This is a genomic window from Acidovorax sp. ACV01 (assembly GCF_014851495.1).
Taxonomy (GTDB): domain Bacteria; phylum Pseudomonadota; class Gammaproteobacteria; order Burkholderiales; family Burkholderiaceae_C; genus Acidovorax; species Acidovorax radicis.
The window spans coordinates 513743-524015 of sequence record NZ_JACUZT010000002.1; the positions used below are offsets into that span (position 1 = coordinate 513743).

A 10273-nucleotide genomic window follows, 5' to 3' on the forward strand; every position below is an offset into this window, starting at 1 on the left:
GAACCTCCGGATTATTGCCCTCCTATGTCCAAAGCCCAAGCCACCAGCGCCACGCCGTCTGCGCCGTCCCACAACCAGCTCGACACCAAGGCACAGGCCTGGTCGGCGCTGTTTTCCGAGCCCATGAGCGACCTGGTCAAGCGCTACACCTCCAGCGTGTTCTTCGACAAGCGCCTGTGGCAGGCTGACATTGCGGGCAGCCTGGCGCACGCCGAGATGCTGGCGGCGCAGGGCATCATCGGCGCTGAAGACCACGCTTCCATCCAGCGCGGCATGGCGCAGATCACGCAAGAGATCGAGTCCGGCGCGTTCGAATGGAAGCTCGACCTGGAAGACGTGCACCTGAACATCGAGGCGCGCCTGACGCAGCTGGTGGGCGACGCCGGCAAGCGCCTGCACACCGGCCGCAGCCGCAACGACCAGGTGGCCACCGACGTGCGCCTGTGGCTGCGCGGCGAAATCGACCTGATCGCCGACCTGCTCAAGGAGCTGCAGGTGTCGCTGGTGGATGTGGCCGAGCAGAACGTCGAGGTGATCCTGCCCGGCTTCACCCACCTGCAGGTGGCCCAGCCGGTGAGCTTCGGCCACCACATGCTGGCCTATGTGGAAATGTTTGCGCGCGACGCCGACCGCATGGCCGATGTGCGCCGCCGCACCAACGTGCTGCCGCTGGGCAGCGCGGCCCTGGCCGGCACCACCTACCCGCTGGACCGCGAGCGCGTGGCCAGGACGTTGGGCATGGTCGATGCCAACGGCTTGCCCATGGTCTGCCAGAACAGCCTGGACGCCGTGAGCGACCGCGACTTCGCCATCGAATTCACCGCCGCCGCCAGCCTGTGCATGGTGCACGTGAGCCGCCTCTCTGAAGAACTCATCATCTGGATGAGCCAGAACTTCGGCTTCATCAAGATCGCCGACCGCTTCACCACCGGCAGCTCGATCATGCCGCAGAAGAAGAACCCCGACGTGCCCGAACTCGCGCGCGGCAAGACCGGCCGCGTGGTCGGCCACCTGATGGGCCTCATCACGCTGATGAAGGGCCAGCCCCTGGCCTACAACAAGGACAACCAGGAAGACAAGGAGCCGTTGTTCGATACCGTGGATACGCTCAAGGACACGCTGCGCATCTTTGCCGAGATGGTCGGCGGCCAGTTGAACCCCGCCACGGGCAAAAAAGAAGGCGGCATCACCGTCAACGCGCCGGCCATGGAGCAGGCCGCACTCAAGGGCTATGCCACCGCCACGGACCTGGCCGACTACCTGGTCAAGAAGGGCCTGCCTTTCCGCGATGCGCACGAAACCGTGGCCCACGCCGTGAAGGCGGCCACCACCCATGCGTGTGACCTGTCGGAGTTGCCGCTGGCCGTGCTGCAGGGCTTCCACCCGCAGATCGAGAAGGATGTGTACGAGTGCCTGAGCCTGCGCGGCTCGCTCAACGCGCGCAACACGCTGGGCGGCACCGCGCCCGTGCAGGTGCGTGCCCAGCTGGCACGCCATCGCACGCGGCTGGCCTGAAGGGCGGCGACATTCCCCTGTGGCGCGGCGGCTGCTGGCCTGAACCGTGCTTGGTGTACGAATGCGCCCCGCAACGGCCCGATTTGAATAAACCGGAGTTCTTCCATGACGACGACGACCCGCCGCAGCCTGCTGTCCCGACTTCTGCGCACCAGCGCCTTTCTGGGGGCAGCGCTCACGGTGGGGCTCGCGGCTGCGCAGACGCACAAGCCCATCCGCCTGCTGGTGGGCTTTCCGCCGGGCGGCGGCTCGGACGCCATTGCGCGCACCTTGTCCGAGAAGCTCAAGGACGAACTGGGCGTGCCGGTGGTGGTGGAAAACCGGCCCGGTGCGGGGGGACAGATCGCGGCCCAGGCGCTCAAGGCCTCGGTGCCCGATGGCACCACGCTGTTCATCACGCACGACCACACCATCTCCATCCTTCCCCAGGTGGTGAAGAACCCCGGCTACGACCCTGTGCGCGACTTCGTGCCCGTGGGCGGTTTTGCCACTTTCGTGAATGCGTTTGCCGTCTCGGGCGGCACGCCAGCCAAGTCGTTCGGCGACTACGTCAACTGGGTGCGGACGGCGGGCCAGGGCAAGGGGGCCGTGGGCATCCCGGCACCGGCCTCCACCCCCGAATTCCTGGTCAAGCTGATCGGGCAGAAGTACCAGATCGATCTGGTGTCCGCCCCCTACCGGGGCAGCGCGCCCATGATGGCCGACATGCTGGGCAACCAGATCGGCGCGGGTGTGGCGTCGGTGCAGGATTTCATCGAGAACCACAAGGCGGGCAAGGTGCGCGTGGTGGGCGTGCTGGGCACCAAGCGCCAGGCCGCCATGCCCGATGTGCCCACATTTGACGAAATGGGCCTCAAGGGCTTTGAAGACCTGCCGTATTACGGCATCTACGCCCCCACCGGCACGCCGCAGAAGTTCATCACCGAGTTTTCGATTGCCCTGTCCAAGGTGGTGGCCATGCCCGAGGTGCGTGAGCACCTGACGGCCATGGGCCTCACGGTGGGCTACATGACACCGCAGCAACTGGCCACCCGCCAGACCGCCTACACCGACGCCTGGACGCGGATCATCAAGACCAGTGGTTTTGTGGCGCAGTAGTTAGTCCGGGGACCGGCCTGCGTGGCCATGCGGGCGAATGCCGCTGTGTCCTTCGGCCCCTGCAAACCTTCGATTTTCACGAGTTCAAGTAAAAATGGCCGCCAGCGCTTATCAGTAAAGCGCAGGCAGCTATTTTATTTGTAGCAAATGCCGGGGATGCACCATGGGCCTCCCGGCACTGCTGCGGTCAGAGCATGGTCTCGCGCTGCTGCTCGGCGCGCGACGCGCCAATCGCGGTTTCCACATTCTTGACCTCTTCGGGCGGGGGCAGCACCGCAGGCAGGCCCAGCGCCTCGATGGCCAGCTCGCGGCACCAGCCCTTGGTGTGGTACAGGTGGTGGTCCTCGTCTTTCTCCACCGCCTGGTGGGCTGCCTTCAACGTCTGGCCCACGTCGCCCGTGGCGACCTCGGCGACCTTGCCCAGCAACTCCCAGTTGGCGTGGTCCTTGGTCTCGGCGTGCACCACGCATTCGCAGGCCACCAATTGGGCGGCGGCGGGGTTGCCTCCCTGTTTGGCCAGCAACATGGCCTTGACCAGGGATTCGCCGATGTGCTTGACCACCGCCCGGCTGGGCGACTGCGCATCCGGGTCCAGGCCCAGGGTGTCGCACAGGCTGCGCACCACATCCTGGTGGGTCAGGGTTTCTTCCAGATAGCCTTCCCACTCCTTCTTGAGATCGGGGTTCACCGCACAGGTGAGCGCAGTGCGGTACACCTGCTCGCCGCCGAGTTCGGTTTCCATCATCTGGAGCACAAGATCATCGAGCTGGTGGCTGTCATAGTGGGCTTTGGGCATGGTTTCTCCTTGGGTGGTGGGGTTGGGAACGGGGTGGGTGCGTCATGCGAGGGTGCGGACCTTGGGTTCGCGCTCCCACTGTCGGGTCTGTGCGGCGGCGATGAAGCCCTGCGCGTCGGCGGGGTCCACCACGCCCGCGTCGGGCTCGATGCCACCGGCTTGCAGGATGGCCTGCGTGCCCTTGCAGGCGGCAATCGCCTTGAGGTGGCCGAACGCGTCGCGGAACCAGTCCACGGCGGCGGCCTCCTTGGCCAGCTGTGCGCCCATCTCGGGCGACAGCACCGAGGCCACGGCGTCAAACACGACCGATGGCGTGCCTTGCAGCTGGCCGTCGGCGGGCAGCAGGGTGCCGTCTTTCAGCACCGCTCCGCCCACCCTGGGGGCCACGATCTTCACCGTGCCTCCGGCCTTCTCCACGGCCTTGCGCAGGTTGGCCACCGTGTTGCCGTTGGAGCCATCGGCCACCAGGATGCCAATGCAGCGCCCCTGTAGCGTGGGCTTCATGCGGTCGATGATGCGCAGCGCGGGCGAGGGGGGGAGGTCCTGCACCGGCTCGGCGGCGGGCGGGGCGGGGGGCAGCGCCTGCATGCCCAGGCCGTCGGCCACACGCTGGGCCAGTTCGGGGTCTACATGCTGCAGGTGGCCGACCACCGCCTCGCGCACATGCGGCGTGCCCACCTTGGACAGCTCAAACACCAGCGCCGACGCCATGTGCGCCTGCTCCAGCGGGCTCTGGCTGCGAAAGAACATGCGCGCCTGGCTGTAGTGGTCGGCAAAACTCTCGGGGCGCACACGGCCCTTCGCACCATCATCGGCCTGCGCGAAATGGCGGAACCCTTGTGCTTGGGATGCACGCGGTGTGTCACCCTGCAGGCTGCTGGGCTCGTAGGCAACGCGGCCCTTGGGCACCTGCATCTGCATGTGGCCGTCGCGCTGCATGTTGTGGAACGGGCACTTGGGCGCATTGATCGGGATCTGCGTGAAGTTGGGCCCGCCCAGGCGCGACAGCTGCGTGTCCAGGTACGAGAACAGGCGGCCCTGCAGCAGCGGGTCGTTGCTGAAGTCGATGCCCGGTGGCACGTTGGCGGGGCAAAACGCCACCTGCTCGGTTTCGGCAAAGAAGTTGTCGGGCCAGCGGTTGAGCACCATGCGGCCGATGGGCTGCAGGGGCACCAGTTCTTCGGGAATCAGCTTGGTGGGGTCCAGGTGGTCGAAGGGGAAGCGCTCGGAGTCCTCCTCGGTGAACAGTTGCACCGACAGCTCCCATTCCGGGAAATCGCCCCCCTCGATGGCTTCGAACAGGTCGCGCCGGTGGAAGTCGTTGTCCGCCGCCTGCAGCTTCACGGCTTCGTCCCACACCGTGGACTGGATGCCCAGCTTGGGGCGCCAGTGGAACTTCACGAAGGTGCTGTCGCCCGCTGCATTCAGGAGCCGGAAACTGTGCACGCCAAAGCCTTCCATCATGCGCAGGCTGCGCGGGATGGTGCGGTCGCTCATGGCCCACATGACCATGTGCATGGTTTCGGGCATCAGCGAGACGAAATCCCAGAAGGTGTCGTGTGCGCTGGCCGCCTGGGGGAACGCGCGGTCGGGCTCCATCTTCACGGCGTGCACCAGGTCAGGAAACTTCATCGCGTCCTGGATGAAGAACACCGGGATGTTGTTGCCCACCAGATCCCAGTTGCCTTCGGTCGTGTAGAGCTTCACGGCAAAGCCGCGCACATCGCGCGGCGTGTCCACCGATCCCGCGCCGCCTGCCACGGTCGAAAAGCGCGTGAACACAGGCGTCTGCACGCCCACTTCCGTCAGCACCTTGGCGGTGGTGTGGTCCTTGAGCGAATGCGTGAGTTCAAAAAAACCGTGGGCTGCCGAGCCGCGTGCATGCACGATGCGCTCCGGGATGCGCTCGTGGTCAAAGTGCGTGATCTTCTCGCGCAGGATGAAGTCTTCCAGCAGCGCGGGGCCGCGTGGCGAAGGGCGCAGGGAGTTCTGGTTGTCCGCCACCGGAATGCCCTGCTGCGTGGTCAGCACCGGGTGCTTGCCACCAGCCTGTTGCTGCAGCTCGCCTGCGTTGCCGCGAAAGGTGTCGGACTGGGTGGAAGAGGGCAGTGCGGACGGCGATTTTTTTGCCGCGCCGCGCGAAGTGGGGGTTCGGGCCATGGGCGCTCCTGGGGGTTCTGGGTAATGAAACAAGACCAGCCAACATCGTTGGACCCCCGTGCCTTGCGGGGAGTAGGACGCAGCCCCATCCGCGCGTCGTCGTCGTCAGGCAATGGCCTGCTGCCTGTGCTCTGAAGCCGCCCGGTGTTTGCTACGCTTGCACCCTCCCCACCAGGGCCCTCCACACCCGTTGCCTTGCGGCGCGACCCGCTCCTTTGCCCTTGCCAGACTGATCGATGTTCTACGCCATCCCCCTCGAAAGCCGGCCCACCTGGCGCAACCCGCCTTGGATGACGGTGGTGCTGATCCTGGTGAACATGCTCGTGTTCTGGGGCCCGCAGCGGTCGGAGGAAAAGGCGCAGGACCGGGCTGCCGCCTTCTATGTGGCCAGCCCTTTGCCCGCTGTGGAAGTCCCGCGTTTTGTGGCCTGGCTGGAGGAAACCGGCGACAAGCACCTCAAAGACGCCCGCGCCCTGCAAAAGGCGGGCGACCACCGCATGCTGCTGCGCTGGATGGAGCAGGAAGACGGCTTTCAGCAGCGCCTGAAAAGCCCGCGTTTTGTGCCGCCCGAAGATCCGCAGTACGCCGACTGGAAGGCCGCACGCACCCAGTACGAAGCCCGGTTGCCTGTCCCCTTCACCCGCCAATGGGCGCAGGGCTTTGAAAAAGACGCGGAGCTGCGCCCCGTCACCTGGCTCACGGCCACGTTTTTGCATGGCAGCACCGGGCACCTCATCGGCAACATGGTGTTTTTGTTTCTGTTCGGCTTTTCGGTCGAGCTGGCACTGGGCAGGGGCTGGTACCTGGCGTTTTACCTGCTGGGTGGCGTGGGCGGCTCGCTGCTGGCGGGCTGGGCCTATGCAGGCATGGGCAGCTATGGCCTGGGTGCCTCGGGTGCCGTGTCGGCCCTCATGGGCATGTACGCCGTGCTGTACCGGCTGCGGCGCGTGCGGTTCTTCTACCAGCTGTTTTTCTACTTCAACTATGTGACCGCGCCTGCGTTGCTGTTGCTGCCCGCGTGGATTGCCAACGAGTTGCTGCAGCACTGGCTCAGCGGAAAGGGTGTGGCCTACATGGCCCACCTGGGCGGGTTGCTGACCGGTGCGTCGCTGATGGCGCTGGCCATGCTGCTGCGCAAGAAACCGCTGGAAGTGCCGGTGACGCAGGACGCCGCGCCCGACGACGGTTTTGACACCCATGTGGCCAACGCCCAGCGCCTGGCGAAGGGCATGAAGTTCGAGCAGGCCCTCGCCCAGTGGCGTGCCGCCGCCAAGCTGCGCCCACAAGACCAGACGGTGCTCAGCGCCTGGTTCAAAACGGCATCGCTGTGGCCCGAGGGCGAAGACTTCCACCGCGCCGCGCGCCGCATCTTCGGCCTGCACGCCCATGACGAGCACACGCTGCAGTTTCAGCATGCCTGCTACCGCACGTATTTTGAGAAAGCCAAGCCCGGTGCCCGGTTGCAGCCGGACGACATGGCCCGCCTCTCACGCCGCTTTGCCCGCGCGCAGCAGTGGGGCGATGCGGAAAAGCTGTTCAACGCCTTGCACAAGACCGCCCCCACGCACCCGGAGCTGGGCGAGACACTGGGCATGCTGGTGTCGGCCTTGTGCCATGCGGGGCGGCGCGGGGAGGCGGTGGCGTGGGGGCCGTTGTTGCAGCAACTGGCGCCGGGGAGTGCGGCGTTGCGGGGGCTGGGGTGAGGCGGTGATTTTTGGTTGATTTGGGTTCTAGCGCTTATCTGGAAAGCGCTGGAAGCTATTGTTTTTATAGTGAATGATTGCCTTCCATCCGTTCGGGCTGAGCTTGTCGAAGCCAGGGCGTGTGCGCTGGTTTGGTGGCGTGTTTGTGTGGAGGACGGGAGCCGGGTCTCGGCCCGGCGGCCGAGGTACTTGTTCTTTGCTTCGCCAAAGAAAAGTACCCAAAAGAAAGGCGACCCCCAGTCTGCGACCCCTGCGCTTCGCTACGGGGCAAACCTGCGTCGGGGCGGTTGCGGGGTGCGCCGTGGAACTCGCTTTGCGCTGCGCGCGCCGCTCGGACAACCACGGCGAGCTAGAGCACGAAGCATGGGCGCTCCGACGCCCATGCCACCCCGCAACCGCCCCGCCGCAGGCGCAGCCAGCAGGGGGTGGACAGCCGAACATCCAACAGCCGAACGGCCACACGGGCCTTTGCTTCGCTCGGCCGCGCCTGCGCAGCGCGTGGCGCTTGCGCCCGCGAGGTGGGGCCGAGCGCAGCAATGGCCCGTGTGGATGTCCGATCCCGGTGGGTTCCCTTCAGGATGCGCCGAGGAGCGGAGGTTTTGGCGGATCAGGGCTCGCGTCTGTTTGAGTGACGCGAAGCGGCGCGAGTTTAGCGAGACCCCGCCAAAACTGAGCACCGCAGGTTGCCCGTAGCGAAGCGAAGGGACGCAGCGTGTAGGGTCGCCTTCTCTTTGGTGACTTTCTCTTGGCGACCCAAGAGAAAGTTACTGCGCCGCCGGGCGCACATCCCGGCCTCCGCCCTCAAACCAGGCACGCCGCACAGATCAGCGAGCGAGCGTGCCCCGGCTTCGACAAGCTCAACTCGAACGGTTGGGTTGCGTGTCCCGGCTTCGACGGGCTCAGCCCGAACGGTTCAGATCATCCGGCAATCGCTATCAATACCATAGCTACCGACGCTTATCCAGAAAGCGCTAGATCCTCAAAAATTCTTCAACCCCCCGCCGCCTGCGGCACATGGTTGCGCAGCAGCCACCGCGTTTCCCGCGTGGCGTCCGTGTCCGGGTGGCGGGACTCCAGCGTGGCCAGCACGCGCAGGGCCATGTCGGCGCGGTTCATGCCTTGCAGCAGCACGCGGGCGACCAGTTCGTAGGCGGCGGGCACGCTGTCGTGGTTTTTGAAGCGGCGGTCAAAGCCCTGCAGCAAGGCCAGCGCGTCTTTGGCGTTGTTCGCATTCCAGGCGGTTTTCGCCAGGTGGAGGGTGGCGTTGGCATCCTGCAGCGCAAACTGGGCGTCCTTGGCACGGCAGGTTTGAAAGACCTTGAGCGCTTCGCCGCCCTGGCCCGAACGCAGCAGCAGCGGGATGTAGCGCTGGGCATGGTCGAGCAGGGTGGCGGTTTTGCCTTCGGCCAGTATCAGCACACCGTGGTAGCGGCGCTGTGCGGGCACTTCGTCGCTGCGGGTGCGCTGGTCTTCGTAGGCCACACCCAGGGCGCCCACCATGTCCCCGGCGGTGATCAGCTCGGCCACTTGCGCGTCGGTGGCGTCTTGCTCGATCTGGCGGGGGCTTCGGCGGTCCACGGGGGCGCCGTCTTCGTCCAGGCCCGCGCCGGGCAGCAGGTCAATGCCAAAAGCCGCGTGGTTCTGGTACATGGCGTAGCCCAGCAGGCTGGCCATGACCCAGCTGAAGTAGATGAGCAGCCAGTTGACGATGGGCAGCAGGATCCAGCCCTTGAAGATGGGCACGAGCATGCCCAGCGCGATGAAGGTGCCCTGGCTCAGCAGGAAGAGAAACAGGCACAGCAGCAGGTAGGGCCAGCCAATGGTGCGCACGGCGTTCCAGGCGTTGGCGGGGTTCAGGGTTTCGGTAAAGCTGCAGGTCTGTACCAGCACAATCTGCGTGGCGGGCAGCAAGAAGCACATGGCCAGCCAGGCCAGCGTGCCCAGCAGGGGGTTCAGGCGCTGCAGCCAGCCCACGGCGATGGCTTGCACGATCAGGATGGCGAACAGCTTCCAGGGCAGGTTCTTCCAGTCCGGGTCCAGCTCGGAGGGGTAGTCCTCGGCCTTGTAGATGCCGCGCGAGCCCAGGGCTGTGACCTTGAAGCCGTAGCGCGATGCGGCCAGCAGGATGCCGATCTCCACGATCAGGATGCCCAGGGCGTCGGGCACAAAGAAAATCAGCTTGAACAGCAGGCTGGAGAGTGCCAGCAGCACGCCGTACATCAGCGGCTTGGGTTGCAGCGGAAACGCAAAGAAGGTGTTGAGCCGGTGCCAGAACGGACGGGGCGCGGTCGCGGTTTCGCGCTGCATGTGGGGGCTCCGGTCCTATTTGGAGAAGAAGTCGGATTGCGACATGCCGCGTCCCCCCGCCATGCGCACCACGGTGCGCTGGTCGGAGCGCAGGAGCTTCATCTGCCCCATTTCGCGCACGAGTTGTTCGTTGAACGTGGAGCTGAACTGCATGACGGTTTCCCCCATCTTCAGCAGGCTGGTGCCTTTGACCTTGGCGCTTTTGCGGCCCGGTTCGATCTCGATGCTGTCGATGTGGAATTCGAACTCGACCGTCAGGATGCCGCCCATGCGGTCACCGATCTGCTCGAACATCTGCATGCTGGCCTTGAAGGCCTCGCACTGCTGGTCGTGGTTGAGTGTGCTGCGCTGCGTCTGGCCGTTCATCACCGTCTCGTCCTGGATGATGGCCTTGCTGCTGAGCTGTTTGCACATCAGCTCAGCGTCTCGCTTGTAGAGAGCGTGCGCGCTCTGGTCGTAGTAGGCGCGCACCATTTTTTCGTCCAATGTGCGCCCGCCGACAAAGTAATACCAGGCGCCCACGCACAGAGCCGCCAGCAATGCGATTTTTTTCACGATTCCCTCTCTCCCGCTTTATTTTGCGGCGCAGTATACCGATGGGTTTGTGCGGGCTGGGCGTAGGCTGCTGCTGGCGCGGAGTCTGCGAACGAGTTGTTACCTTCCGTGTCATCGCAGGACGGGGCGGCCCACGGCA

General features: G+C 65.4%; 7 protein-coding genes. 3 read left to right on the forward strand and 4 right to left on the reverse strand.

What is annotated here, in order from left to right; translation table 11 throughout:
• Positions 1–24 precede the first annotated feature (24 nt).
• Positions 25–1515: an argininosuccinate lyase gene (argH, locus tag IB243_RS06900; protein WP_192425914.1), complete on the forward strand. Its 1491-nt coding sequence runs from the start codon at positions 25–27 to the stop codon at positions 1513–1515.
• A gap of 105 nt (positions 1516–1620) precedes the next feature.
• Complete coding sequence (locus tag IB243_RS06905) at positions 1621–2613, forward strand: Bug family tripartite tricarboxylate transporter substrate binding protein (RefSeq protein WP_010463607.1); 993 nt, start codon at positions 1621–1623, stop codon at positions 2611–2613.
• 187 nt (positions 2614–2800) lie between these two features.
• Here the strand turns inward: IB243_RS06905 and IB243_RS06910 are convergent, their stop codons facing one another.
• Positions 2801–3409, reverse strand: coding sequence for a hypothetical protein (locus IB243_RS06910; protein WP_057226678.1), 609 nt, complete (start codon positions 3407–3409; stop codon positions 2801–2803).
• A gap of 42 nt (positions 3410–3451) precedes the next feature.
• A complete protein-coding gene (locus IB243_RS06915) occupies positions 3452–5569 on the reverse strand; it encodes a catalase (protein WP_192425916.1) in 2118 nt (705 codons plus the stop codon).
• 236 nt (positions 5570–5805) lie between these two features.
• Here IB243_RS06915 and IB243_RS06920 point away from each other — a divergent pair, with 236 nt between their 5' ends.
• Positions 5806–7272, forward strand: a complete 1467-nt coding sequence (locus IB243_RS06920; protein ID WP_192425918.1) for a rhomboid family intramembrane serine protease — start codon at positions 5806–5808, stop codon at positions 7270–7272.
• A gap of 990 nt (positions 7273–8262) precedes the next feature.
• Here the strand turns inward: IB243_RS06920 and IB243_RS06925 are convergent.
• Positions 8263–9579 (reverse strand): tol-pal system YbgF family protein, encoded by a 1317-nt coding sequence (locus IB243_RS06925; protein WP_192425920.1) that lies wholly within the window; start codon positions 9577–9579, stop codon positions 8263–8265.
• A 15-nt stretch (positions 9580–9594) separates the two neighbouring features.
• Positions 9595–10134, reverse strand: a complete 540-nt coding sequence (locus IB243_RS06930) for a hypothetical protein (RefSeq protein ID WP_192425922.1) — start codon at positions 10132–10134, stop codon at positions 9595–9597.
• Positions 10135–10273 lie beyond the last annotated feature (139 nt).